The sequence below is a fragment of the Emticicia fontis genome (assembly GCF_054779675.1).
In genome coordinates, this window is sequence record NZ_BAAGXU010000021.1 from 83,225 (window position 1) to 110,095 (window position 26,871).

Here is a 26,871-nt window from a genome sequence, read left to right on the forward strand (position 1 = left end):
ATTTGCTTTAAAACGGCAGTAGGAAAGAATTAGTTTGTTGTGTGGAAAAGATAGTTACGGGGCAGATAAGGTGTAGATTCGCCGATTCCCTTATTTTAGTATATGGGTATATACCTGTTTTTTAATCTTGCTTCATCACTTTAAAAGCTATTTTCTTTAAAATCTTCATTTTTACACTAATAAAGCCTGATATTTTAGAGCCTTTTTAAATTCTAATGGAATTTTAATTAAACTTTTTGCCCTTCGACTTGACTTTTATGATTAATTATTGCAAAATTTGTAAACTTTTTTAGTCACAGCAAAACATACTTAAAAAAGCAGGATTTTGTCCTGCTTTTTTTTTGTCTCGTCGCAACAAATGCCCTTCTCTTATAATTTTACATTTGCTTAACTTTCATTTGTTTTTTTCTTTTATGATTCAAACTGACTTAAATGAAGGTCTTGATGTTTATAGAACAGGTTGTTCCATTCTTCTTTGCTTAGCTATCATAAACAACATTATAATAGCCCAGCATCTGATCAAAATCGAATAATTATAAAGAAATTAATAGATAACTGATTTTACCATTGGTCTTCATTTTTTTAGCAATGGTATATGTTTTTCAGGCTTGCTTTTAATTTTAATCTTCTGTTTTAAACTAAATAGCTTCTTTACTCGTTTTAAATACAAACTCACCCAGTTAACCTTTACGCTTCACCTTTTTAGCTTCCGCATTCCCTATTTATAAACGTTGCTTATTAATCTTATGAAGAGATTAACCAATCAATGTGCGCAAGCGAACAATCCATACAACTTTAATTTTTTTACTTACCATGAAAACGTATAAATTCTATTGGGTAGGACTCCTGTTGATATCAATGATAATTTTTCAGGCATGTGAGCCTGATGAGATTGTTACTACTCCGCTCATTTCAAGCTTAAACTGTTCAACTGCTAGTATTTCGGCTACTCCTATGAGTGGCGTCTCCTTTACTGGAAGAGCTACCATCAATTATTCTGGTGGAAACGGCATTGCTTATACCTCAAATGATAGTATCGCTTCTACAGGTGTTACAGGTTTAAAAGCGCACCTGGTGGCAGGTTTTTTAACGCATGGCAATGGAACGATTGCTTATGCTATTACTGGCACCCCGACTTCAGCAGGAAAGGCCTCTTTTCCTATTACTTTTGGTGGGCAAACCTGTAATATAGAACTATCAGTTTCGGCAGATACTACTACGCCTAAACCTTCTACAGGCTCGGTAAGCAGAGTATTGGCTGCCATAGATACTTTTAAAACTACATTGAGCGCAGCTCAATGGACAGCCCTGCAATTACCTTATACGAAACCAAATGCAATCAACTGGTCGGTGCAATCAGGAAATGTGACACGTAATGGTTTAGAATTCAGTACCCTGACAGAATCGCAGATTATCGCAGCCAAAAAAGTGATAGAAGCCGCCACAGGTACTACTGCTGATGAGGGATATAGTGAGTTTTTACAGATTACAATGGCCGAAGATATACTGGCTGCTAATTCAGAAGCCAATTACTCGTCAAAGAAATATAGCATTGCTTTTATAGGTACACCAAGCCAGACCGGAACCTGGATATTGCAGATTGGAGGACATAATTATACCCAGAATATTACATTCAGTAATGGGGCTGTGGTAGGCACTACGCCGTCATTTCAGGCAGTGGAACCGCGCACATGGCTACAAGCTACTACAGCTTACGCGCCATTAGATAATGAAAAAAACACTATGGCTGCCATGCTGGCAGGATTGACCGCCACGCAGCTATCTTCAGCTAAATTAACAACTGCTTTTACTGAAGTAAGTTTGGGTGCAGGTAAAGACGGACAATTTCCAACTACTAAAGTTGGTATACCAGTCAGTTCTTTAAATGCTACGCAAAAAGCATTGGTGCTCGCAGCTATTAAACCGTGGACATTAGACGCAGATGATTTAACAGCAGAGGCTATGCTTAAAATCTACGAACAAGAGCTGGAAAATACCTATATTTCTTATTCGGGTAATGCTACTCTTAATCAAATCGGTGATTATGTACGAATAGACGGCCCAAGCCTCTGGATAGAGTTTATTGTGAGACCAGCCATAGTAAACCCGGCAGAGGTGCAGTATCGTTCAGTTTACAGAGATAGAAAAAGAGATTATGGCGGATTATAGTAAATGTAAAAATACAAAGCGATGTCTCCGTTTGTTCGCTTAATTTGTCTGACAGAAGTGCCTCCTATGGGGCACTTTTTTTATTTGATATTAGCGTAGTATGCAGAAGAATTAATTCAGAATAAAAGAGCCAGACAATAGAGCGTATTAAATGTAGAAACAAAGTGTATACACAAAGGGAGTTCTATTGAATGCCCTTCTCGTTTAATGCAAGAAAATATAAAACAACCTGAGACATCGGCTACGCATCAAATCATAAAATTGCTAAAAATCGTCAGTTTGATAAATCCTGAGCCAGGCGTAAGAGACGATTGGTACATCACTTTCAAATCATTCAGATAATCTACAAAATCATTCATTTTATTCTGGCACACTTCCTTGCTGATCGAAACCGTAAGAGCAGTCTGCAAGGCACTGGTGCTGATGTCGGCATAAGTAATCTCATAACGCCTTAGTGCGTGCGTGATGTCATTATTGAGTTCATTGAAAGTTTTCATTGCTTGTCTAATTAAAGTAAAAACTGATTAACGGCAAAAATTTGCTTATCTAATTGGAAAACACTTAAAAAAAGGGGAAACCGTTTGGGACAGAAATTTATGGTGCAGTTGCTGGATTGATGTAAATATAAGTTTTTGTTTAGACTTTTCCAATCAAAAATCTATAATTATTCAACGACTGGTAGCTCGACTTATTTTATCTTTATTCAAAGAATTAGAAATTGGCTGGAAATCTAATTTATAGGCTTTGAGTTACCCCGATAAGATGCTTAAGGCAAATATCAGGATAGGGATGAGGAAGTGTTCCTCACCGGGTAATTCTGTTCAGGTTTTTACTCACAAATAATAAGTAAATATAAGTTATTTATTGATTAAATTACCGATAGGTATTAAAGAATTATTGTAAGTGTCCCGATTTTTTTATGAAGCCTTTGCAGTCTCTCTTGATTTACCAAAATATAGGCATAATTCATTATTAAATAGTAGAGAAATAAGCGTTTATTTGAACTATATTATATATACGTATTTTTTTGTTTTTGTTCCTGAAAAAAAAATAAAATCAAAAAATATTTTATTTTCTAAAATTTACCATACATTTGTCTCCACGTACTAACTATTATAAAATTTCTATACTTTTGCCTGTTATGTCTATGAATTTTGCCATTATGTCTCAGTATTTTCCTCAAACGAGGTTGGCTTGATGACTTAAATAATTCGTGTCTATGGTAATTTAATACTATTGAGAATAATCCATAATCCATATCAGATTGTGGGTCTAATGACTAGTTTTTTTGCCTTCTGACATCACACCAGATTTTACCCCATCGAAAACTAAGATTTTAAAAGAAATACGTACAAACTGCTGTTGAATCAGATTGTATCTGATATGCTTTTTTGGGGCTCATAAATCAGCGTGGTAATTTCTAATAATTTAAAAATATTAATTTATTTAATAATCTAAATAGCTGGTCTATTGTTGCCAAACCTGTTTATGGTATCTTAAAATACACTTTCACACATCTTCATGACATTCAGATAGAATTGGTTTTATTGATTTATTAGGATTGATAATCAAGTGGTTAGGTGATTAAAAAAAGGCAAGGCAATGCCTTGTCTTTTTTTTAAGATTTTAGGAGATAATTTTAATCATTTTTTTTGGGTGAGATTTATGAAAAGAATACTTTTTACAACTGACTTTTCTATAGCATCAGAAAAAGCAATAAGATATATACTTAATTTATTAGGTAACCATGCCAGCGAATTTACCTTTTTGCACAGTTATTATTCTTTTCAGGGTGATAATCTTGCAGAAGCATCTTTCCAATCTTTTGAAACGATTTACAGTCGTTCAAAGACTAAAATGAAGCAACTTATTTTAAAAGCACAAGAATTAGATAACAATCATATTCATACATTTAAAAGTATTTTATTACCATTATCACCTGCTGGAGTTTTGCATTTTCTAAGGTATCAACGAGATTTTGACTTAGTAGTTGCGGGTACTACCAGTAAGCAGGAAAATACTTTCTTTGGAAATATAGCTACAGATATAGTACGGAATGTACCTGCCAACTCTGTAATTGTACCAGAAAAGGTAAATAATAAACCTCTTAACAATGTATTAATGGCGATTGAAGGACAGGCCGATTACCCATTGAAAGAGCTTTCTGATTTAAAGACAATTTTACAAAAGAACGCGGCTTCCCTTATTTTATTAAATGTAGTAAAAAGCAATCATGATTGTATTAAACCTCTGCCTACTTATGAGTATCATTATTTTTTTAATGATATAGAGATAATAGATTATACCATTTGCGCCAGAAGTGTCAAGGATGGGATTACAAAATACCTGAATTTTCATGAAACAGATATGCTGGTAACCATAACCAGACAACGTTCGTTTTTTGAGGGAGTCTTCAATCGTTCGCTGTCAAGCAAACTCGCCTTGAACCCATCAGTACCCTTAATGAATATATATAACAAGTCAACTGCAAATGTGAACAACAAAGAAAAAGTGAGTTTTTAACAAAAATTATCTGAGGAGCAAATCCCGGATTTTTAAACCTTTAATATGCGTATAATTGTAAATCGTTGCCCTAGATTTCTCAACTTTATTATTTGAAGAACTATTTTTACTTCAAACATGGAACCTATCTGACAAACAGGCCTGGTTATTGACCGGGTCTGTTTTTTCTGTTATCGAATTTCAAACGCTGATTGGGAGGTGCGAAAACCAAATTCAATTATTTGTCTTCAACGATAGACAATTCAATCAGATGTTTTTCTGTATCTAAATCCTCCCTATCCAATGGTGTTTTTGTTTCTAGAACTCTAATTTTTCCAGATCGTGGTACGGGTATATTCTCAGCTATAATAGTAATGGTTTCATAAAGAAAGTAATCTTTTGATATTTGCCATTCGCCACGAAGTGATTCAGGCAACTCTTCATGATCATCGATTATAAATATAGTACTGTCGTATGACATTACAAATATGTCTTTGACCTTGTGTTTCATTTTTATTTTAAATCTCAATTGTTCCAAAGAGGTGAATAAAATAGTGTTTTCAAGTGGCAATTACTAATATTTTCTGAACTAAGACAATAATTCACCGCTTTCTATTTACCAATAATATATTAGCCTCATATCTTGATCAAATACGAGATTGCAAAATTTGCAATAAATTTATACTGCTTTCCAATGGATTTGCCTCTAAATTATTTACTTTAGCGACCGCAAAAGAAATACCTTCATAACGTACTGCAATGTACCTGAACACGGGTTCTTCAAGCACAATTTTTCAATCCTAAATAGATCAATCTAAACATGAAAGAGAAATCAAACGAATCCAGAAGATCGTTTATCAAAAAAAGCGCTATTGCTTCTTCTTTCTTTATCGTTCCTAGAAATGTATTGGGTGGTGTCGGTTTTATCTCTCCAAGCGACCAGTTGAATCTGGCTGCTATCGGTTCAGGAGGTAAAGGCCGTAGCGATATAACCAATGCTTCTGTAAAAGGTAGAGAACGTGTAGTTGCCCTTTGCGATGTTGACTTTTCGGGTTCTGCCGCTCAGACAGTTAAACAATTTCCGAACGCGAAATTATATGCTGACTACCGCGAGATGTTAGACAAAGAAAAAGACATCGATGCCGTAACTATCTCTACTCCAGACCACGTACATGGTCCTGCTGCCAAATTTGCGATGGAGCGCGGCAAACACGTATATGTGCAAAAACCAATGACGCACAATATCCGTGAAGCACGTATGCTGACTGAAATGGCCAGAACACACAAAATCGTGAGCCAGATGGGTAACCAGGGCGCATCAAACCCATTATTGAAAACAGTTCAAGGCTGGGTTGATTCTGGTAAATTAGGTAAAATTGCCAAAGTACAAATCTGGACAAACCGCCCAGTATGGCCACAAGGTAATGCAATGCCAAAACCAGATGATAGCCTGAAGCCAAAAGATTTAGACTGGAACTTATGGTTAGGACCAAACGAGTACAAACCATATATCCCGAATCTGCATCCATTCGGATGGCGCGGTTGGTGGGATTACGGTACAGGTGCTTTAGGAGATGTGGGCTGTCACTTAATAGATATTCCTTTCAGAACTTTAGGCTTGAAATACCCTAAAGATGCTGAAGCTAGTGTGGCAGCGGTTTATACCAAAATGTGGGCTCCTGAGTATAATCCTGAAGGTTGTCCGGCTTCTTCGTTCATCACACTTCATTTTGATGCTACTAAGAAAAGCCAGGCTCCGATTGAAATGACCTGGAGTGACGGTGGTATCAAACCTTCTCACCCTGATATTATTCCTGCAAACGAAGATATCGGTGGCACAAACAGCAGCAATGGTGTAATGATTATTGGTGAAAAAGGAATTATCACAACCAATATCAACGATAGCTCACCAATGATGCCGAAATTATTCCTGAACGACGGTACCAGAGAAGTAGGTCCTGATTTACCAAAAGATATTGAGCCAGAATACGGACATCAACGCAGATGGGTAGATGCTTGTAAAGCAGGTTTCAATAGCAAAGAGCATAAAGAACTAACCTCTTCTTTTGATTATGCTGGCCCAATGACAGAAACCGTATTGATGGGTAATCTGGCTATCAGAAGCTACTTGTTGAAAAGAGACAACGCCAAAGGACAAGCAGAGTTCTACGCCCGCAAAAAACTATTGTGGGATGGTGAAAATATGCGTATCACTAACCTTGAAGAAGCCAACCAATTTGTAGGCAGAACAACTTACCGCGAAGGCTGGAAAGTATAGGTTATATTGTTTTTTGTGGAAATTTCAGAAAATAATCTTTTTGAGAAATTCCGAATATTGTGGAGACAGGGTATTTCCCTGTCTCTATTTTTATGCACTTCCAAGGCGTATATTCAGTTCAAATATCAATTAAGACATATAACATAATTAGCTTTATGCATACTAATTATATCATCTAAATTAATCTCTTGGATAAAATGCTTATCATGAGAAATAACTAATAGAGTACCATTAAAATCTTTAATAGCCTGAGTCAATATCTCCTGGCTGTACACATCCAGATTATTGGTTGGTTCATCTAGTATCAGCATATCCGGTGTATGATTGCTGATGGCAAGGCAACAAAGAAGCAGTTTCATTTTTTCACCTCCACTCAATCCGACACATTTTCTATCCCAAAGTTCTTTTGGAAACTGGTGGTAAATTAATAGCATTTTTAATTCATGCTCCGGCAGGTGCCGTTCGTTGAATTGCTGGGTTTGCTCAAAAACGGTCAGTTGATTATTGATGATGGAGTAATTCTGGTCAACATATAGATATTTAAAATCAGCCCGATAAATTTCACCGGCTAATGGCTCCAAAGCACCAGTAATCAATTTGAGCAGCGTGGTTTTACCTGTGCCATTATTCCCCTCAATTCTGATTCTATCTCCCGACCGGATTTGAAAGAACACAGGATTCTCCCAAAGTAAAATGTCCTGATACCCATAATTGATCCCTTGGGCATCTATCAGAATTTTGCCTTTATGTAAATCCGATTTCTTTAAATCTATTTTCAAAACCTGCTGTTCTTGTATTTGCTTCCTGATTTGTCGCAGACTATCAGTAATATCATTCATTTTCTCTTGCTGGATATCCTTTGCCTTAGCCGTACTCACTTCGGCTTTGCTTTTCAGGTTACCTGCAACTATTTTAGGTAGATTCTGTTTTTCACCATGTGCTTTACCACGTATCTCCTGTTTCTGGCGTTGCTCAGCTAATTCTCTGGCTCTTTGCTGGGTTTGTTTCAGTGTTTTTTCTTTCTCATCCAGCTTTGCTTCAAGTGCTTCCAATTTGCCTTCTTTCTGCGCCTTATAGAATTCATAATTACCACCAAAAACTTCTACACCATTTTTACTTAGTTCAAGAGTAAGGTCAAGAATATTCAATAAAGTTCTGTCGTGACTTACTAGCAGGATAGTTTCTTTGCTCTTTTTAATAAAGTCATAAAGTAATTTACGACTCTCTACATCCATATGATTCGACGGTTCATCAAGCAAGATAATTCCCGGCTCATGAATCAGGATACCTGCCAGAAAAACCTTGGTTTTCTCCCCTCCACTTAATAAATGGATTGGTTGCCTGAGTGCTAAATGTTGGATATGCCAATAGGCAAAAGCATTCTGAACCCGCTCTTCAATTGCCCAGTCATCGTTTAATAATTCAAAGTTTTCAGCCGAAGCATCACCTTGCAGAATGGCTTCATAAGCGTCGAGTTTTGACTCTATTCCCAAAGCTTGTGCAATAGTATAATAATCATACTGCCCTAAATGTTGTGGCACATAATAGGGCTTCTCGGTAAGCATTACTTCTCCTGACGATTGTGCCAAATGTCCGGCAATGATTTGTAATAAGGTTGATTTTCCTGTGCCATTATTGCCAACTAAAGCGGCCTTTTCTCCTGCATTAATGGAAAAATTAATCTGTTGAAACAGTGTTTCTCTGTCTGAATGTATATAGGATAATGATTTGAGGATAATACTCATATCTCAATGTGTAAATAGCTTGTGAAAAATAAAATATAGAAGGACAAGCCAAACGAACCGAAAGGATGTTTGCCGTCAGATGAGCCCAAAAGGCTAAAATATGAGAGGGTATTACATGATTACTAAGTTTGACCGCAACACTCAGAAAATGTATTGCTGGTGAATTGACAATGGGTTTTATCAAAACATTCCGATTGGAATCTATGAGAGCCAAAGTGCTCTCTTACTTAGTATCTTACATTGAGTATGATTTTATTTTGATGCAAAGGTAGGGGATTTTAGTGGATTTTACAAATCTGGTATATGCAGCGAGGGTAATTCTTAAAACTATTCTTTGCTAAAAATGATTTTTAAAATAATAAAAAAAATACCATATTTGTATATAATTTACCAAATTGGTAATCTTTCTTGAAATATAATTGTTTAGTTTATGAGAATCATTACAAAAGGTACTCTTAGAGATTTTTGGGAATTGTATCCTGATTCTGAACAGGAACTCAAATATTGGTATGATAAAATAAAGAATGCTGACTATAAGACACCTAATGAAGTAATAGAAGATAATCCAAGAACAGATACGGTTGGAAACAATAGAGTAGTTTTTAATATATGCAGAAATAAATATCGTTTAATTGCTTTGTTCCGCTATAAACTTAAAACAGTTTATATAAGATTTATAGGTACTCATAAAGAGTATGATTTGATAGAAGATATTAAGAATATTTAAAAGCCACAAAATGAAAAATTTAGAAGAGATAAAAATTGGTTTAAAACCAATAAAAACTAAAGAACAATATCAGGAATATTTAAAAATTATTGATTCGTTGATTGATTGTGAAGAAGACACTCTAGAGGAAGAGACTTTAGAATTAGTGTCTATTCTGGTAGAAGATTATGAATCGAAACATTATGCCATTGAAGCGCCGGATCCAATTGAGGCTATAAAAATTAAAATGGAAGAAGAGGGTTTAAAACGTAAAGATTTAGCACCTTACTTTGGCAGTAGTAGTAGGGTTTCGGAAGTATTGAACAGAAAAAGACCTCTTACTTTAGAAATGATACGCAAACTTCATCAAGGTTTAGGAATTTCAGCTAAAACTCTTTTAGCAGTTTGAGTATGGATTCTATCAGCTCTGATTAAATCTTCTAGATTGCAGCCTGATTCGGTGTCCACATCTTAAAAAAACGAAATGGCTTGGAATATTCTTCTCTCGGACAAAAAGCGATACATACCTTCTGATTATTCAAGGCTGATTCGGTAAGGACTAGGTTCTTTGCTTCGTTTTTAGCATTTTCAAACTCTTTGAGATTGACTTTACAAACCACTTTCCTGAAAATGCTGTTAATCCAGGTCTGCATTTCCGGGTCAGTTTCGTATTTCCTATAACAGGCCAAAGAAGCGTGTGCAGTAATGACAGGTACAAAATTATCGGGCACATCGTCTCGCACTAAAATATACATTTTCATGATTAGGCCGTTTTATGTGGCAATATTAAAGATTAAACATGGAAATTGGTATTGAATCCACAAAAGCTTTTCATTCAATCAGAAACACGCTTAATAAAGTTTTGTATTTATTTCTTCGGCAAAATTCTTAATTTTACATCAACCTCTTTTTAAGAACACTCCTTAGCTTTTATTCCTATGACAGACGCACGCACGGTTGCCAATGCACAACCGCTTAACTTATCTAAACCAGAAAAAATCATTGCCACGATTTTCCGTTGGACACGTATTTTGCTCATGACTACCGTATGGGTAAGTGCAGGACTTTTCGGACTTTATATCCTGGCCTTCTACGCAGCAGCTTTGTATCAGGGAAATCTGGAACGATGGAATGAAATATTGCCAGGATTATATGATAAAAGTACTCAGAAAGCCACAACCGGTATAGGTTTACACTTTGCCATGGGAGGAATCATTCTGATATTAGGGAGTATTCAATTAATAGATGCCATCAGAATCAAATACCTGACTTTTCACCGTTGGGTAGGGCGTATCTATGTGGTAGCTTCTGTATTAGTAGCCATCGGTGGGCTTACCTTTATTATTGCCAAAGGGACCATTGGTGGTATGGTTATGAATATAGGCTTTGGTTTGTATGGTATCCTGATGCTGGTAGCAGCCGTTGAAACGTATCGGCACGCGGTAGCAAAAAATGTTGATACCCACAGAGCCTGGGCATTGCGCCTATATGCATTAGCAATCGGCTCATGGCTATACCGAATGGATTACGGTTTCTGGTTTTTATTGGCCGATAAAGCCGGGCATAACAATACCTTCTCTGGGCCGTTCGACTATGTGATGGCTTTCTTCTTTTATATCCCTAATCTGCTGGTGGCCGAGATATTCATCCGCTCACAGAATAACCGCAAGACTTCTATGTGGCTAAATCTGGTTTTTACGATAATTCTATTAGGAATGACCAGTTTCTTACTTTTGGGTACATATTATTTCACTAAGTTCTACTGGGGGCCAGCTATTGTGGATTGGGTGTTTTGAGCAACAAAATCTAGAGTCTCTCAGCAGATTAAAAAAAATGCTGTATATTCAGCGTTTATTTTATCTGGCCAGACAATTTATGAAGCACACCTATCTTCTGATACTTTTTTCTGTTCTCCTTGTTTGTCAGCAGCTATCAGCACAAAGTAAAGCAGTAGCTATTGATACGCTTCTTAATCGATTGAATCAGAAAAATCTCTTCAATGGTGCGATAGTAGTAGGGCAGGGAGATAGTATTTTATTAAGCAAAGGCTATGGATATGCTAATTTTTCAAATGATGCGCCTTTTACGGTAAATACACCATCAGATGGTGGTTCAATAGCCGAAACACTAACCGCCACGGCCGTTTTATTGTTGGCCGAACAACAAAAACTAAGTCTTTTAGATTCAGTTCAACAATACATCCCCGATTACCCTTATTCAAATACCAAAATCTGGAATCTATTAACACATAGCACCGGAGGACTGCCGGATTACAATTATTATTTTGGCAAAATACCCGCCTCTTATGTGCTTGATGCCAAAACAATGCTTGCAGTCTTGAAAGAGCAGAAACCAGCCTTGCAATATTCGCCCTATACCAATTTCAGTTATAATAGTCCGGGTTTTGATATGGCTGCGGCTATTGTAGAGCGTGTGAGTGGAGAGTCGTACCAGACTTTTCTGAGCAAGTATTTCTTTGAGCCACTGAAAATGAATCAATCATTTATAAGACCTGCACTACTGAATCAATGGCCGGGAGAAAGGATAAAAGGATATACTTATGAGAATGATGTGTTAGAAATAGCCGACATCGGCGACCGCGAAGGTTTTTATGGCGGAAGTAATATCTGGTTTTCGGCAAATGATTTATACCGATGGGGGAGTTCTTTTTACCACCAGCCTATTTTAAATGAAAACCTTATGAGCATCATTACTTCGTGGGTAACAATTCAGGGAAAACTCTCTCAGTTGCGTTTGGGTGGTTGGTATCAGGGTAGAAATAGTAATGCCTATTATTATTGGGGAAGCGTAGCCGGATTTTATAGTTTCATTTACTGGGATGCTGAAAAGCAGTTCACCATTGCTTTTGTGAGTAATACAAATATACCACAATGGGTCAGACCACAACTTACAGCAGCACTAATAGATATTGTGGAAGGTAAAAAAGAGCCGGTTATCACAGAGCCACAAGCAGAAAAAGTTGATACAAAACAAATCAAGTCGATCGTTGGTAAATACACTATCGACAAAATAGGCCCGGTAGAAATTTTCCTGAAAGAGAATATGCCTTATTTAAGATTACAAAATGAAATGGAATATAATATCCTGCAATTAGATGATAAGACTTTCTATGTACCAGGCTTAGACCCATGGATTTCGTTTCAAAAAAGACAGGGAGATACATTTCAAAGTCTTGTTTGGCGCACAAGCCATTCGCAGTTTTCAGGTAAGCGGGTGGTGGATGAGGTGAAATAAAGTAAGCCTGAAATGCTTAAGTAACTTTGTTGAATATACGTAATTGGGCGCGTGTTTATAAGACTGTATTTTATATGAAAAATTGTGTGGATTCAATAGTGTGTATCTTAAGCTGATTTTCGATACAATTCCTGTTTTCGGGATTCATACATCTCAACCAGCCCAAAGTCGTAGACGTGTTCATCAACCAGTTCCAGTTGTTCTACGGTCATGGCATTAGAAATAAAATTGGCAATGCGTTGCAGCTCTCTTTCTTTGCTGGTTTCTTCCGGGTCAGCATTTTCAGCCTGATTATCAATATATTCTACCTCGGTACCTTCTACATTATGTATCACAGATTGATCAGTAATAACTGCTTTCTGCATTTCAACTGAGAGCGGTGCGTCGCCACTATTCAGGTGGAGCTTCGTAACAGTTTTCAAAGCCATTTTGTCAAAATCTTCCGCCCAAAGCCCTTTACCATTTTTGAAAGTCTGCGAGTAGCGTTTCCCATGCCGATGCACCGAATCAGCATCCATGAAAAAAGTACTTTCATAGCCATTGAGCAGCTTAAAATTGCTCGCATAGCCAATTACCTTGTCGCTGATTTTCTTATCCCATTCAAAATGGAAACCCTGAAACGATTCATCGTCAATCTTTTGTCCTTCATAAACTATTTTGGCATCAAGCGTCTGGTATTGCCCACTCCGAATGGCTAATTGTTTAAAACCCTTATAACCTATCAGAAATTGGGCAAGTTGTCGGCCGCTCTTTCTGTCATTATAAGGTACCAGGTAAGCAAAGCCTAAATTATTACTCAGGGGTAAATCTAAAGTAGCGGCCGTAGCTGCTGCATGATACACACTGGTTGGGTCGGCTCGTTTCAGTAATTCGTTGCTGGCTACAATCTGAAGCACTGAAGTCATAAAAGCGGGAGCTCGTTTGCCTAGTAATTCTTCAAATTTCTGTTTCACCGAGGTTTTGCCAAAAAAATCTTTGGTAGTTAACTGTTCTGACATTTTGTTTAATTTGTTATAATCTGGGATTGTTTACTACTGAAAAAATGCGTTCCTGACTTAAGAATAGTTTTTTGGGATAAGAAATATTCCTGCTGATTCCTTTTTAAAACTAAAGCAGATTGTCAGAATTATAATAGTATCGATAGAGATGTAATATTAAACGTTTTCTATGCTCTGTTTATTGAGCAAGAAATAGCTAATATTTTCGTGGTTTTTGGACTTAAAAAACACCTCCTCCAAACGGAGGAGGGTTTGATGATCCTCCTAAAATACTAAACCTAGACATCTGTTTATATGAGATGAATAACTATGATTCTTTTCCTGTTTCAGTAAAGATTCCAGTTATTTTTCGTGTTCAAATCCTGACAATTCAATTATATGCAGAGCAAAACAAAAAATACCTCCTCCAAACTGAAGGAGGCTTTTAACTATTTTACTAAACGTGTTTAACAAACTAAATTTCTTTTGAGAAACACCTCCTTCAGGCGAAGGAGGGTTTTACTTGATATTCCTAACCTTACTAAATAAGCCTTTATGATTGTGATCTATTCTTCTGAAAAACGCCTCCTCCAGATGGAGGAGGGTTTCAACCCTTCTATTCTAACCCTAAAAATCAAATATGAATAGTCACGGCAATTAATCAATGTCTTTAAAAGACACCTCCTCCATCTGGAGGAGGGTTTTACTCTTCTATCTAACCCTAAAAATCAATATATAAATAGTCACAGCAATTAATCAATGTCTTCAAAAAATACCTCCTCCATTCAGAGGAGGCTTTTCTAATAAATATTAGTCATGAAATAAATGCACGATACATTTCTGATGGCGTGTTCAAAAACACCTCCTCCAAAAAAGAGGAGGATTTAAACACTACATACGCATCAATAAATTTTTAATCTACCAATAGCCATCACCTTAGCGAAGGTCACCAGACTCTCGCAGCACAATCAGGCTAAGCGATATTTTCTTTTTCAGATTATTGGTTTTGATAACTTTAGCTTGAATCGCTATGAGAATGCCTATGTGTGGATTTAGGTAATTCGACGATTCAACTAAGACTTTTGTATTTATTAAATATGTTTTTTGTTGTGTGGATTCAATTTTTGCTGAATCTTTAAAATTTTTATTGCACAATTACGAACTTTTACTATTTTTGTTTCGAAAAACTTATTTGTTCGTATTTGATGAAACAAAAATAGCGAACAAATTCGTATTAAACAAGTGAAATCAGAAATTATTTTTATTTTTTAAACGAATACACCTCATGACTATTGGCATACCTCCGGTGAGTGGAACAGAAATTAAGAATTTTCGCAAGAAAAATAAGCTTTCACAGACAGAGTTCGCCGAACTTGTTGGTGTATCGATGCGGGCTGTGCAACTTTGGGAAAGTGGTGACAGGAATGTATCGAGCCTCGCAGAAAAAACCATCAGAGAAGTATTTCTGAATTATAAAAAGGCCGGATTAGAAAATGCTTATGTTAATAATAATGGTAATAAATTTATCAGTAATACAGATGGAGATCTCATTGTAGAAGTGCCTCTGTTGACAACCGAAGCCTTTGCCCGTTATCTCGATGAGTTAAGCGATGCAGGTACTTTTCAGTTTGAAGAAAGAGTACCTTTTGTAGTAGATAAAATAGATAGAGGCAATTTTCTGGCCTTCCGTATTTCGGGAGATAGTATGAATGGAGGAAGAATTGATGATACACCCGACAGAGCAACTGTTTTAGGGAAAGAGCTTTCAATGGATTTGTGGATGGATGGCTTTGGCGAATCAAGATTCGGATGGATTATACTGACCAAACGCAATGTATTGTTTAAAGACATTATCGCTTTTGATAGATCAACCGCTACTATCACCTGCCATAGCCGCAACGACAGCCCCGAATACTGTGATTTCAAACTCTCTTTGAATGATGTGCACAAGATTTTTAAGGTAATGAAACGGACGTTTTAATCATACTTGAAAATTACTGCATGATTAGTGATCATGATATAATCCTGAAATTCTTCTTATTTTTCTTGTATTCTCAGGAATACTCCTTTAGTTTTGTTGTTTAGATTGATTCTAAATAGAATTGCTTTTATACGGGATTTATTTCATTTTATAATTGCAATTTGCTCAACAATCATTTACATCAAAATAATCAACGAATGAAGAAAAATATTTTTTTGATGATGCTTTACTTATGCTATTTGTCTGATTTATATAGTGCAAATAGCATACTTGCCATACCCTTCTGATATGGCAAGTATTATCAAGAGCTATTCTTTGATTCGTGCTACGAAGATGTCACCGATTCCTGCGCTTGTTAGATTAGCATTACCAAATTTTACAGTATTTTGAAAATATCCTGTTACGTAGGCATTATCGTTGCTGTCAACAGATATATCGTTAGTTTGATCTGCTAAGGTGGCACCTATTTTTTGCACCCATTGCATTACTCCTACATTGTTATATTTAGCTATGAATACGTCATAGTCTCCATTGCTAGTAAGTGAAGTATTTTCAAAGGAAGTTGTTTCTTGAAAAACACCTGCTATATAAACATTACCAGATTTATCTAATTCTATACCCATCCCAATATCCTGACCACTGCCACCTGCTTTTTTTAACCATATCAAACCAAGATTTGTAGAAAATTTAGCGACGAACATATCCAAATTACCCGAATTATTTAAAATTCCTCCACCCAGATTTAAAGTATTACCAAAGTATCCGGTTAGATAGAAGTTTCCATCCGCATCAGTTATTATGTCTACACCCGAATCATCACCTGAACTTATTCCATTGCCCGACCAAACCCACGAACTTGTAAAAGGGTTGTATTTAGCTATAAAAATATCAGCCCCTCCAGAACCGGGAAAATAGTTGTTACCTATTGTAGAAGCTCCTACAAAAAATCCTGTAACGTAAACGTATCCATTTTTATCAACAGCAATATTACGCCCAAAATCTGTATTTGCTCCTCCGGTTCGTTGAATCCATTGTAATATTCCATTGGCGTTATACTTGGCAATAAATGCGTCCTCTTCCCCAGCACTTGTAATACTTACAGGACCAAATGTAGCAGTTGATTTAAAATAACCTGAAATATAAACATTATCAGTTGAGTCTATGACCAGACCAGTACAAACATCAGCACTATTACCTCCACCTTGTTGAACCCATTGGAATAAGCCATCTTTATCATATTTGGCTACAAAGACATCAGTTGTGTTACTTACGCTATTAATAATTGTACCACTAAAATTTGAACTCCCTACAAAGGCACCAGTTAGAAATATATCACCATTTTTATTCACGGCCATTTTCATTCCAATTTCATCACTAGACCCTCCTGCCGTTCTAACCCATTCTAGCGTTCCGTTACTTTGGTATTTTGCTATATAAATATCCTGGCCTCCATCACTTGTTACAATAGTTGTCCCAAAACTAGCAGTACCAGTAAAATAGCCAGTCACATATACATTCCCATGAGGGTCTGTAGTTACAGATTTTCCTTCATCTGGTCCACCTCCCCCTGCCGACCAACCAGTCATAGACGGTATATTCAAATCATCATCACTAACCAGCCTCACCCACTTCGATCCATTATAAAGCCTCATACATTTAAAAGTTACATCATAGGCTATATCTCCATCTTGGGGAGACGTGAGCGAGGCAATCTCATCATAACTTAATCTGGGATATGTACTTCCTTGATTAGGGGTAATGCCACCTGGAAGAATAGTTACATTCTGAGCGAAGGTTGTAAAACTAAGAATGCAGAAATATAGTAAAAGGAGAATTGTACGAAGAGAAGTCATAGCTAGATTGTTTATGATTTGAGTGAATAAACAAAAGTAGCTTAAATCCCATAGCAATAAGTTTATTTACTTGCTTTTTTATTATTAGGTATCTTATTAGGGAAAGGTGAACTTTGATTATGTTATCTCTGCGGCTTGTCGTTCTTTCCTTCAAATAAGAATAATTACGTTATACCTTTTCATTTTTGGATGAGTGAACTTATTAAATGACCAGTCAGAATTACTACTTGGGTCTGTACTTTCAACATGACCCTATGCATGAGAATTTGTATGGATTTATACCCATTTTTTGTGCGACTTTTCTGCTCATTATTGTTTGATTTTATTATCCTTATAAACCCTGTCTTTAGTCTTTTCGTTTGAAGAAGTTCATTCTTTTAGCGGCTAATCATCGCCCAAAAACGGACAATCAACTGTACGATTTCGGACACTCATGCTTGATAAAAAACCTCTTTAATGTGCTCCTGAGGCGTTTTTTGTAATTGGCATTCCATTTGTTTAACAAAATATAATGAAATGAATCATGGCTTGGTAATTTATATAATCGCAGACATTCGGCCTGATTTGTTTAGCAAATAATAATAAAATAAATCAAGTAGATATGTACTGAGAAATTTGGAATGTCTGGCTTGATTTGTTTAGCAAATGATAAGGAAATAACCTGATTAAATATAGAGACAATGGGACGACCATATTTAGGAGAATTTGAAGAACTGGTTTTGCTGACCGTGGCAGTATTAGAAGGCGGTGCTTACGGAGTGACGATTGCAGCTGAGCTCAAGAAGCGTACCGACCGCACCATTAGTCTGAGTGGAGTGCATATCGCGTTATACCGTCTTGAAGAAAAAGGTTTTGTAAGTTCAGCATTAGGTGGCGCAACAAATGAACGCGGAGGTCGCAGAAAGAGATTGTTCAGCATTACAGGATTAGGCAAACGCACCCTTGATGAAATGCGCGATGTACGCAACGATTTATGGAGCGCCATTCCGAAATTATCATTCTCGTAAGAAATTGCGAATAACGAATAACGAATTAGCGAATAGCTTGTAATAGTATTTTAGTCATAGTCACTAATTCACCATTCGCTAATTCACGATTAGATTGATAAATTATGAAAAAGCAAATCCCTTCAATACCACAACCACCTCGCTGGGCTGAAAAGCTTCTGTCGGCGGTGCTACCGTATGATTTATTTGAGGAATTGCAGGGAGATATGCACGAGCAATTTGATATACAGGTGGAAGAGATAGGAGAGACCAAAGCCAAATGGCTGTATGTCTGGGAAGCATTAAAGTTTTGCCGACCCTATTTTCTGAAACGCCGCTTTTCGGCAAATCCCGATTCTATTAATGCCTGGTACTTTTTAATAAACCCCTATATGATAAGCAATTACTTAAAAATCGCCTGGAGAAATCTCCTGAAAAACAAAACCTTTGGATTTATTAACCTCTTCGGATTAGTAACCGGACTCACTACTTGTTTGCTGATATTTCTGTATGTAAACGATGAGATGAGCTATGACCGATACAACAAGAAAGCGGACAGAATCTATAGAATTGACAATGAAATAAAATTCAGCGGGAATTATTTCGATTTGGCGGTGTGTCCGCCACTAATGGGACAGGTGTTTCAGGCTGCTTTCCCTGAGATTGAAAATTATACACGTGTGCGGTGGAAGGGGACTGTCTTGTTAAAGAAAGATGGGCAATCTCGTCCGGTTGATAGGGTAGCTTATGCTGATTCTACACTTTTCAATATTTTTGATTTTAAGTTTTTAGCAGGAAATCCCGCCACCGCGTTGAATGAACCCAATGCTATTGTGCTGAATGAAACACAGGCTATGAAGTTTTTCAATACGACTAATATTGTAGGCCAGAGTTTTGTTACCGACCAGAAAACGTATAAAATCACGGGTGTTTTTGAAGATATGCCTAAGCAATCGCATTTTAATTTTGATGTGTTTGTACCAATGGCCGACGACGAGAGCAGTAAGCTGACCTCCTGGTTGAGCGAAAATTTTAATACGTATGTGTTGCTACGCAAAGATGCTAATCTGGCAGTTTTACAATCAAAAATGTTTAAACTGAACCATGAGAAATTGTCCTTGGAATTAAAGGCTGCTGTTAACCAGACTTTAGAGGAAGTTCTGAAATCTGGCGGAGCGGCCAATATCAGCCTAATGCCTTTGACAGATATTCATTTGAAATCTAATAAAATCGGAGAACTGAACGGCAACGGAAATCCTGACAATGTATACATTTTTTCGGTGATTGGTTTTCTGATTTTGCTACTGGCAAGCTTCAATTATACCAATCTTTCTACGGCGGTTGCAGCTAACAGAGCGAAAGAAGTAGGTATGCGTAAGGTGATGGGGAGTACCAAACTCAGCATTGTTGCGCAATTTCTGTCAGAGTCTTTCGCTATTTCTTTTATTGCTTTGTTTATTTCTTATGCGCTGTTGTTTTTGCTTCTTCCTTCTTTCAACGGGCTGGCCAATAAAGCACTGTCTTTTGAAGAAATTCGAAAGCCTCAACTTATTGGGTCTTCATTGGTTTTAATGGTTTTATTATCACTTTTTTCTGGAGCGTATCCTGCCTTTTTTATCTCCTCATTTGTACCGAGTCAGGTCTTAAAAGGAAAAATTACCAAAGGCTTCAAGTCGGGTTGGTTCCGTAATTCTCTGGTAGTATTCCAGTTTAGTATCACTATTATTTTGCTGGTGGGTACAATCATTATTTATCGTCAATTAGATTTTATTAAGCACAAAGATTTGGGCTATAACCGTGAGCAGGTATTGGTTTTACAGAACATAGGTGCTTTGGGCGAGCAGACTCAAAGTTTTAAAAATGAATTATTGGGTATTTCAGGAGTTGAAGCGGCTTCAATGAGTGGCTTCCTACCTGTCAATTTTAGTCGTTCCAATAATACCTACATGAACAATCCAACTGGTAGTCTGGATGGATCTGTCTCTATGCAAAACTGGACAGTAGACGATGATTATATTCCTACTTTGGGCATCAAACTAAAAAAAGGAAGGAATTTCTCGAAAGAATTTGGTACTGATAGCACTGCTATTATTCTGAACGAAGTAGCGGCTAAGAAGTTCGGAGGTGAAGCTATACTAGGGCAAAAAGTCTATACATTCAAAGATATCGATACCAAAGAAATCATTGGATATACTGTAGTTGGTATTATCAAAAATTTCAACTTTAGTAGTCTGCGCGATGAAATTACGCCACTCTCACTTTTATATGGCAGAGATAATGGAAGTATGTCGCTAAAAATTTCTTCAAAAAATCTGCCCGGCCTAATCAGTCAGATAGAGTCCAAATGGAAAGCTCGGGTACCTGAGCAGGCATTGAATTATAGTTTTATGGACGAAGATTTCAACCGCCAATACGAAAGCGACCAGAAGACAGGCAAGATTGCTACCAGTTTTGCGGCATTGGCTATTCTGATAGCCTCACTAGGTTTGTTAGGGTTGGTATTATATGCGGTCGAGTTGCGCACCAAAGAAATAGGAATCAGAAAAGTATTAGGTGCCAGTATCCAGAGTGTTTATACTTTACTGACGAAAGAGTTTATTGTATTGGTAGGGATAGCCATGTTGGTAGCCTTCCCCATTTCGTATTACCTGATGCAACGTTGGTTAAAAGATTTTGCTTATCGTATTGATATTGAGTGGTGGGTATTTGTAGTAGCAGGCGCATTTACTCTGGGTGTAGCCCTATTGACTGTCAGCTATCAAGCCATTAAAGCGGCTACCATGAATCCGGTAAAGAGTTTGAAGAGTGAATAGGGGAATTGAGTGAGTTAGTGATTTAGTGAAAGAGTGATTAATAAATACAGCGTAATAATCTGGTTTTCTAAAAATCACTCATTCACTAAATCACTCAATAAACAATTGAATATGAAGAGTCAAACTAACATGCCGCCCCAATTGGCAGATAAACTGCTAAAAGTTTTTTTGCCGGAAGATTTAGCGGAAGAACTGCAAGGTGATATGCAAGAGCAATTTGAAAGGCAGGTGGAGGAGATAGGAGAGACCAAAGCCCGGATTTTGTACGCTTGGGAAGCATTAAAGTTTTGTCGACCCTATTTTCTCAAACGTCGCCTATTAGCAAAAAATAATTCTGATAATGCCTATTACTTTTTAATAAACCCTCATATGATACGAAATTATCTGAAAATAGCCTGGCGCAATTTTGCTAAAAATAAAACGTATTCAGCCATTAATATCAGTGGACTCGCTATTGGTATGGCCGTTACAATCCTGATTGGTATCTGGATGCAGGATGAACTTTCGGCTAATAAGCATCATGCCAATTATAATAGCCTTTATAAAATCATGTCTCATCAGACCTATTCAGATGTGAGGTCTACAATGGAGGCATCACCATTGCCGATGATAGATGCCTTACGGCAAAATTACCCCGATTTTCAGGCAGTAGCCATTTGTGATTGGGGTGCTGAAAGAGTACTCAGCATAGGCGATAAAAAGATTCAGAAACAAGGAAGCTTGATAAGTAAAGAGGCCATAGATATGTTTTCTTTCAATATCATGAAAGGAGATAAAAATCCATTAAAAGAACCCAATGCCATTGTATTAACAGATGAAACAGCACAAGACCTTTTCGGAGATCAAGACCCCATCGGAAAGATTGTAAAAGTAGATAATAAAATTGATGTAAAAGTAGCTGCCGTTGTAGCCAAGCAACCTGCCAACGCCAGCTTTCAATTTGACTACCTGATGCCCTGGGAACTGATAAAAACGTTTAATCCTGATGTAATTACCTTTACCAAAGACCACTGGGATTATAATGTATTTGTAATATATGCGCAGTTAAAAAATGGTGTTGACCCTGCTAAAGTGAATGCCAAAATAAAAGATGAAATGCTCAGTCATGCAGAGGCTAATTCTTTGGTGCGCACCAGTGTAAAGCCTGAGGTATTTATTCATCCCATGTCTGACTGGCGGCTTTACTCTGACTTCGCTAATGGCAAAAATACAGGTGGTTTTATCAGATATGTGATTCTATTTGCCATTATCGGCTCTTTTATTCTGGTAATCGCCTGCATCAATTTTATGAACCTAAGCACGGCCCGTTCCGAAAAAAGAGCGAAAGAAGTAGGCATTCGTAAAGTAATGGGTTCTTTAAGAAAACAGTTAATTGGTCAGTTTTTATCCGAATCTCTTTTGCTTGCTTTTTTTGCATTAACTATTGCCCTGATTATCAGCTATATCTCTCTACCTTATTTTAATAGCCTGACGCAGAAAACCATGCAATTGCCCTGGACAAACCCGACTTTCTGGGGTATTGCCTTGTTATTTACCTGTCTGACCGGCCTATTGGCTGGGAGCTATCCAGCCCTTTACTTATCATCATTTAATCCAATCAGAATTCTGAAAGGTATTGTATATATCGGCAAAAATGCATCTATGCCTCGAAAGGTGCTGGTAGTGATACAATTTAGTTTTTCAATTGTGCTGATTATCGCCACGGTTGTGATATACCAACAGATTGAACATGGCAAAAACAGACCTATTGGCTTCACAAGCGAGGGACTTATTTCAGTAAATGCTTCGGCAGATTTAATAAAGAATTTCGAACCGCTTCGGCAGGAGTTGATTTCTAAAGGATTGGCGCTGTCAATGGCGAAGACCAATTCTCCGCCCACACAAATATGGGGAGATAGAGTAGGCTGGGAGTGGAAAAACTCTACCGAAGCCGATAAAGGCGTACCTTTTAATAGAATAGAAACAAACTTTGACTATGCCCAGACATTAGGAATAAAATTACTGGAAGGTCGCGATTTCTCAAGACAATTCTCTTCCGATTCATCAGGAGTAATTCTGAATGAAGCTGCGGTAAAAAGAATGAATCTGAAAAACCCGTTGGGAGAATTATTAAAGTTTGAAGGCAAGCCATTGCGCGTAATCGGAGTAATAGCCGATATGCAAATGGGTTCACCTTTTCAGGCCATTGCCCCTTTAACGATTGTTTTCGATAAAGAAACCAACTTCATCAATATCAGAATAAATCCAACTTTATCCGCTAGCGAAGCTATCACTCAAATAGGTGATGTTCTCGGAAAATACAATCCGGCTTTTCCGTTTGAATACCAGTTTGCTGATGTAGAATATGCCAAGAAATTCAGCTATGAGCAACTCATCGGCAATTTAACACTACTGATAGCTAGCTTAGCCATTTTTATTTCATGTCTGGGTTTATTCGGATTAACCTCTTTCATTGCCGAGCAACGCACCAAAGAAATTGGTGTACGCAAGGTATTAGGGGCAAGTATCACAAGTCTCTGGGGGCTACTTTCAAAAGATTTTATCTTATTGGTACTGATTGCTTTCTTGATAGCTACCCCAACGGCCTGGTATTTCCTGAGCGACTGGCTCAAAAACTATCCTTATCGCATTAGTCTATCATGGTGGGTTTTTGCTATCACAGGCTTAGGTGCCTTATTGATTGCCCTGATGACTGTCAGTTTCCAGACCATCAAAGCTGCATTAGTCAATCCGGTAAAGAGTCTTAAAAGTGAATAAATGGTATGTAACCTGATTTAAAAGTGTGAGTTATCTAAAGTCGGAAAGATTATTGATTAGAGCGACAATCACTCATTCACTAAATCACACAATCACTCAATAAATAGCATAAAATGCCCAAACAATCTCAAAAACTCACCCCACCCAAATGGGCAGATAAACTGCTAAAAGTTTTTCTGCCAGAAGATTTGGCGGAAGAGCTGCAAGGAGATATGCACGAGCAGTTTGAGGTGCAGGTAGAAGAGGTTGGATTGTTCAAAGCCCGATGTTTGTATGTGTGGGAGGCATTAAGATTTTGTAGGCCTTATTATTTAAAGCGTCGCTGGATACGAAAAACTGAGAATTATAACCCTGTTTCTATATTTTCACTCATTATGATAAGCAATTACTTAAAAATCGCCTGGAGGAATCTGCTCATACACAAGGGCTATTCGCTCATAAACATCGGGGGCTTGGCCGTTGGCCTGACCGTAACGATGCTCATTGGTTTATGGATTTACGATGAATTCTCTTACAACAAATCCTTTAAAAATTATGACCGCATTGCACAGGTCATGCAATCGCAGACGGTCAATGGTGTAATTGGAACAGGTGTAGCGGTACCAATCCCGATAGCTAACGAACTTCGTAATAGCTATGGTAATGACTTCAAACATATCATTCTGTCTTCATGGACAGAAGGGCATACGATTTCGATAGGAGATAAAAAAGTCTGGAAAGATGGAAATTATATAGAACCAGCTGCAACTGAAATGCTATCGCTTACAATGGTGAAAGGTACAAGAGCCGGCCTGCAAGAACCTAATTCGATGCTGATTTCTGAAAGTATGGCTGAAGATTTATTCGGTAATACTGATCCTTTGAATCAGACAGTCAAGATTGATAATATAATACCTGTGAAAGTGACAGGTGTATATGAAGATTTACCTTATAATACCCAGTTCCACAATATGGATTACATGGTACCCTGGAAGGTGAATGTAGCCATGAGAGAGTGGGTGAAATATTCAGAAGATAAATGGGATAATAACTCATTTCAGGTATTTGTGCAATTGGCTGATAAAGCCGATATGGCTACTGTCTCTACCCGTATAAAAGATGCTAAACTCCGGAAAGTGGATAATTTTCAGAAGTCTTTTAAGCCTCTCATCTTCCTGCAACCCATGAGCAGATGGCATTTGTATTCAGAATTTAAGGACGGAATTAATATAGGTGGACAGATCCAATTTATATGGCTTTTCGGTATTATCGGTGTTTTTGTGCTACTATTGGCTTGTATCAATTTTATGAACCTGAGCACAGCCCGCTCCGAAAAACGGGCGAAAGAAGTGGGGGTTCGCAAGGCTGTCGGGTCAGTTCGTGGGCAATTGATTGGTCAGTTTCTAAGTGAGTCTCTATTAGTCGTTTTCATGGCCTTTGCTATTGCTCTACTAGGTGTGCAGTTATTGCTGCCATTCTTTAATGAATTGGCAGATAAACAAATGACAATGCTCTGGACAAATCCTGTTTTCTGGCTTATCAGCCTGACTTTCTGCCTACTTACAGGATTGATTGCCGGAAGCTATCCTGCTTTTTACCTGTCTTCTTTTCAGGCCGTTAGCATTCTCAAAGGTACTTTTCGGGTAGGACGTTTTGCGGCTGTACCTCGTAAAGTGATGGTGGTTGTTCAATTTACGGTATCAGTTACCTTAATTATCGGAACCATCATTGTTTATAAACAGATTCAGTTTGCTAAAAACCGCCCGATAGGTTATAGCCGGAATGGATTGGTGTATGCCCAAACCACTACTGCTGATATTCATAACCATTTTAATGCATTTCGGGATGAACTGAAAGCTTCAGGAATGGTAACAGAAATAGCTGAATCAGAAAGTCCGCTAACCAATGTCTGGCATGTGAACGGGGGCTTTGATTGGGAAGGGAAAGACCCCGCCCAAAGTCCTGATTTTGCTGTAGTTGGCATATCTCCGCAGTTCGGCAAAACAATTGACTGGCAATTGAAAGACGGAAGAGATTTCAGGGGAGATTATAGTTCAGATTCATCGAGCCTGATAGTCAATGAAGCAGCTGTGAAATTTATGGGTCTAAAAAATCCGGTGGGAACCATTGTAAGAGAGGGAAGTGGAAAAGATGCCTTGCAATATAAAATAATAGGCGTTATTAAAGATATGGTGATGGAATCTCCTTACACTCCTGCGCGTCAGACATTTTTCTATCTGACTAAATACAATGGCAATTTTATGAATTTTAAACTCAATCCGAATGTAAGTGCCAGCGAAGCAGTCAGTACAATTGAGACCATTTTTAAGAAATATAGCCCTGTATCCATTTTCAACTATAAGTTTGCCGATCAGGAATATGATAGAAAATTTGCAGCCGAAGAACGTATAGGAACATTGGCTTTAGCCTTTGCTATTCTCACCATTTTTATTTCATGTCTGGGCCTTTTCGGTCTTGCTTCATTTGTAGCCGAACAACGTACGAAAGAAATTGGTGTGCGCAAGGTACTGGGTGCCAGCGCGCTGAATCTCTGGAGTTTATTATCTAAAGATTTCGCCATTCTCGTAGTAATTGCATTTGCCATTGCCGCACCAATCGCCTGGTATTTTTTAAGTGACTGGTTACAAAAATATCAATACCATACCGAATTATCCTGGTGGATTTTTGCTGCTTCAGGTATCGGAGCCTTATTGATAACCTTATTAACGGTAAGCTTCCAAAGTGTCAAAGCCGCTTTGATGAATCCTGTAAAAAGCCTGAGAAGTGAGTAGAGGATTGAGTGAATTAGTGATTGAGCGAATGAGTGATTAGCCTTATAGTTTGGTTTAAAAATAATTACTCAATCACTA

Annotated in this window: 18 protein-coding genes; 12 read left to right on the forward strand and 6 right to left on the reverse strand. The window is 37.5% G+C overall.

Annotation, left to right across the window (positions count from 1 at the left end):
* The first annotated feature begins 813 nt into the window (after positions 1-813).
* Positions 814-2,169, forward strand: a complete 1,356-nt coding sequence (locus ACYVFA_RS12515; RefSeq protein WP_460472165.1) for a DUF3500 domain-containing protein — start codon at positions 814-816, stop codon at positions 2,167-2,169.
* Positions 2,170-2,417: 248 nt separating this feature from the next.
* Here ACYVFA_RS12515 and ACYVFA_RS12520 read toward each other — a convergent pair whose 3' ends face one another.
* Positions 2,418-2,666: a hypothetical protein gene (locus ACYVFA_RS12520; RefSeq protein ID WP_460472166.1), complete on the reverse strand. Its 249-nt coding sequence runs from the start codon at positions 2,664-2,666 to the stop codon at positions 2,418-2,420.
* A gap of 1,168 nt (positions 2,667-3,834) precedes the next feature.
* Here ACYVFA_RS12520 and ACYVFA_RS12525 point away from each other — a divergent pair.
* On the forward strand, positions 3,835-4,692 hold the full coding sequence (locus tag ACYVFA_RS12525) for a universal stress protein (protein ID WP_460472167.1): 858 nt from the start codon (positions 3,835-3,837) through the stop codon (positions 4,690-4,692).
* Between the two features lie 217 nt (positions 4,693-4,909).
* Here ACYVFA_RS12525 and ACYVFA_RS12530 read toward each other — a convergent pair whose 3' ends face one another.
* Positions 4,910-5,152, reverse strand: coding sequence for a hypothetical protein (locus ACYVFA_RS12530; protein WP_460472168.1), 243 nt, complete (start codon positions 5,150-5,152; stop codon positions 4,910-4,912).
* A gap of 339 nt (positions 5,153-5,491) precedes the next feature.
* On the opposite strand from ACYVFA_RS12530, the gene ACYVFA_RS12535 reads away from it, so the two are divergent.
* Positions 5,492-6,949, forward strand: a complete 1,458-nt coding sequence (locus ACYVFA_RS12535) for a Gfo/Idh/MocA family protein (protein WP_460472169.1) — start codon at positions 5,492-5,494, stop codon at positions 6,947-6,949.
* 125 nt (positions 6,950-7,074) lie between these two features.
* On the opposite strand, the gene ACYVFA_RS12540 is transcribed toward ACYVFA_RS12535, so the two are convergent.
* On the reverse strand, positions 7,075-8,694 hold the full coding sequence (locus tag ACYVFA_RS12540; protein ID WP_460472170.1) for an ABC-F family ATP-binding cassette domain-containing protein: 1,620 nt from the start codon (positions 8,692-8,694) through the stop codon (positions 7,075-7,077).
* Between the two features lie 430 nt (positions 8,695-9,124).
* Here ACYVFA_RS12540 and ACYVFA_RS12545 point away from each other — a divergent pair, with 430 nt between their 5' ends.
* Together ACYVFA_RS12545 and ACYVFA_RS12550 are read left to right on the forward strand one after the other, a co-directional pair.
* Positions 9,125-9,421: a type II toxin-antitoxin system HigB family toxin gene (locus ACYVFA_RS12545; protein ID WP_460472171.1), complete on the forward strand. Its 297-nt coding sequence runs from the start codon at positions 9,125-9,127 to the stop codon at positions 9,419-9,421.
* Between the two features lie 10 nt (positions 9,422-9,431).
* Positions 9,432-9,809, forward strand: a complete 378-nt coding sequence (locus ACYVFA_RS12550) for a helix-turn-helix domain-containing protein (RefSeq protein ID WP_460472172.1) — start codon at positions 9,432-9,434, stop codon at positions 9,807-9,809.
* 31 nt (positions 9,810-9,840) lie between these two features.
* Here ACYVFA_RS12550 and ACYVFA_RS12555 read toward each other — a convergent pair whose 3' ends face one another.
* Positions 9,841-10,161, reverse strand: a complete 321-nt coding sequence (locus ACYVFA_RS12555) for a peptidyl-tRNA hydrolase (RefSeq protein ID WP_460472173.1) — start codon at positions 10,159-10,161, stop codon at positions 9,841-9,843.
* Between the two features lie 177 nt (positions 10,162-10,338).
* On the opposite strand from ACYVFA_RS12555, the gene ACYVFA_RS12560 reads away from it, so the two are divergent.
* Together ACYVFA_RS12560 and ACYVFA_RS12565 are read left to right on the forward strand one after the other, a co-directional pair.
* The gene (locus tag ACYVFA_RS12560; protein ID WP_460472174.1) at positions 10,339-11,196 is read left to right on the forward strand and encodes a DUF2306 domain-containing protein; all 858 of its coding nucleotides are present in this window, start codon (positions 10,339-10,341) and stop codon (positions 11,194-11,196) included.
* A gap of 37 nt (positions 11,197-11,233) precedes the next feature.
* A complete protein-coding gene (locus ACYVFA_RS12565; RefSeq protein ID WP_460472175.1) occupies positions 11,234-12,655 on the forward strand; it encodes a serine hydrolase domain-containing protein in 1,422 nt (473 codons plus the stop codon).
* A gap of 107 nt (positions 12,656-12,762) precedes the next feature.
* Here ACYVFA_RS12565 and ACYVFA_RS12570 read toward each other — a convergent pair whose 3' ends face one another.
* Positions 12,763-13,653, reverse strand: a complete 891-nt coding sequence (locus ACYVFA_RS12570) for a recombinase RecT (RefSeq protein WP_460472176.1) — start codon at positions 13,651-13,653, stop codon at positions 12,763-12,765.
* Between the two features lie 1,264 nt (positions 13,654-14,917).
* On the opposite strand from ACYVFA_RS12570, the gene ACYVFA_RS12575 reads away from it, so the two are divergent.
* Complete coding sequence (locus ACYVFA_RS12575) at positions 14,918-15,613, forward strand: helix-turn-helix domain-containing protein (protein WP_460472177.1); 696 nt, start codon at positions 14,918-14,920, stop codon at positions 15,611-15,613.
* Positions 15,614-15,921: 308 nt separating this feature from the next.
* On the opposite strand, the gene ACYVFA_RS12580 is transcribed toward ACYVFA_RS12575, so the two are convergent.
* A complete protein-coding gene (locus tag ACYVFA_RS12580) occupies positions 15,922-17,466 on the reverse strand; it encodes an NHL repeat-containing protein (protein WP_460472178.1) in 1,545 nt (514 codons plus the stop codon).
* A 680-nt stretch (positions 17,467-18,146) separates the two neighbouring features.
* Here ACYVFA_RS12580 and ACYVFA_RS12585 point away from each other — a divergent pair.
* The 4 genes from ACYVFA_RS12585 (at position 18,147) to ACYVFA_RS12600 (ending at position 26,793) form a co-directional block, all read left to right on the forward strand.
* The gene (locus ACYVFA_RS12585; RefSeq protein ID WP_460472179.1) at positions 18,147-18,473 is read left to right on the forward strand and encodes a PadR family transcriptional regulator; all 327 of its coding nucleotides are present in this window, start codon (positions 18,147-18,149) and stop codon (positions 18,471-18,473) included.
* A 104-nt stretch (positions 18,474-18,577) separates the two neighbouring features.
* Complete coding sequence (locus ACYVFA_RS12590; RefSeq protein WP_460472180.1) at positions 18,578-21,265, forward strand: ABC transporter permease; 2,688 nt, start codon at positions 18,578-18,580, stop codon at positions 21,263-21,265.
* A 129-nt stretch (positions 21,266-21,394) separates the two neighbouring features.
* A complete protein-coding gene (locus tag ACYVFA_RS12595) occupies positions 21,395-24,022 on the forward strand; it encodes an ABC transporter permease (RefSeq protein WP_460472181.1) in 2,628 nt (875 codons plus the stop codon).
* A 113-nt stretch (positions 24,023-24,135) separates the two neighbouring features.
* Positions 24,136-26,793, forward strand: coding sequence for an ABC transporter permease (locus tag ACYVFA_RS12600; protein ID WP_460472182.1), 2,658 nt, complete (start codon positions 24,136-24,138; stop codon positions 26,791-26,793).
* Positions 26,794-26,871: the final 78 nt, after the last annotated feature.

Excerpts from the sequence above, each read along its gene's own strand:
- ACYVFA_RS12570 (WP_460472176.1), bottom strand. The coding sequence starts at position 13,653 with ATGTCAGAACAGTTAACTACCAAAGATTTTTTTGGCAAAACCTCGGTG.
- ACYVFA_RS12550 (WP_460472172.1), top strand. The coding sequence starts at position 9,432 with ATGAAAAATTTAGAAGAGATAAAAATTGGTTTAAAACCAATAAAAACT.
- ACYVFA_RS12560 (WP_460472174.1), top strand. The coding sequence starts at position 10,339 with ATGACAGACGCACGCACGGTTGCCAATGCACAACCGCTTAACTTATCT.
- ACYVFA_RS12555 (WP_460472173.1), bottom strand. The coding sequence starts at position 10,161 with ATGAAAATGTATATTTTAGTGCGAGACGATGTGCCCGATAATTTTGTA.
- ACYVFA_RS12565 (WP_460472175.1), top strand. The coding sequence starts at position 11,234 with ATGCTGTATATTCAGCGTTTATTTTATCTGGCCAGACAATTTATGAAG.
- ACYVFA_RS12590 (WP_460472180.1), top strand. The coding sequence starts at position 18,578 with ATGAAAAAGCAAATCCCTTCAATACCACAACCACCTCGCTGGGCTGAA.
- ACYVFA_RS12600 (WP_460472182.1), top strand. The coding sequence starts at position 24,136 with ATGCCCAAACAATCTCAAAAACTCACCCCACCCAAATGGGCAGATAAA.
- ACYVFA_RS12580 (WP_460472178.1), bottom strand. The coding sequence starts at position 17,466 with ATGACTTCTCTTCGTACAATTCTCCTTTTACTATATTTCTGCATTCTT.
- ACYVFA_RS12595 (WP_460472181.1), top strand. The coding sequence starts at position 21,395 with ATGCCGCCCCAATTGGCAGATAAACTGCTAAAAGTTTTTTTGCCGGAA.
- ACYVFA_RS12545 (WP_460472171.1), top strand. The coding sequence starts at position 9,125 with ATGAGAATCATTACAAAAGGTACTCTTAGAGATTTTTGGGAATTGTAT.
- ACYVFA_RS12530 (WP_460472168.1), bottom strand. The coding sequence starts at position 5,152 with ATGTCATACGACAGTACTATATTTATAATCGATGATCATGAAGAGTTG.
- ACYVFA_RS12575 (WP_460472177.1), top strand. The coding sequence starts at position 14,918 with ATGACTATTGGCATACCTCCGGTGAGTGGAACAGAAATTAAGAATTTT.
- ACYVFA_RS12540 (WP_460472170.1), bottom strand. The coding sequence starts at position 8,694 with ATGAGTATTATCCTCAAATCATTATCCTATATACATTCAGACAGAGAA.
- ACYVFA_RS12520 (WP_460472166.1), bottom strand. The coding sequence starts at position 2,666 with ATGAAAACTTTCAATGAACTCAATAATGACATCACGCACGCACTAAGG.
- ACYVFA_RS12515 (WP_460472165.1), top strand. The coding sequence starts at position 814 with ATGAAAACGTATAAATTCTATTGGGTAGGACTCCTGTTGATATCAATG.
- ACYVFA_RS12525 (WP_460472167.1), top strand. The coding sequence starts at position 3,835 with ATGAAAAGAATACTTTTTACAACTGACTTTTCTATAGCATCAGAAAAA.
- ACYVFA_RS12535 (WP_460472169.1), top strand. The coding sequence starts at position 5,492 with ATGAAAGAGAAATCAAACGAATCCAGAAGATCGTTTATCAAAAAAAGC.
- ACYVFA_RS12585 (WP_460472179.1), top strand. The coding sequence starts at position 18,147 with ATGGGACGACCATATTTAGGAGAATTTGAAGAACTGGTTTTGCTGACC.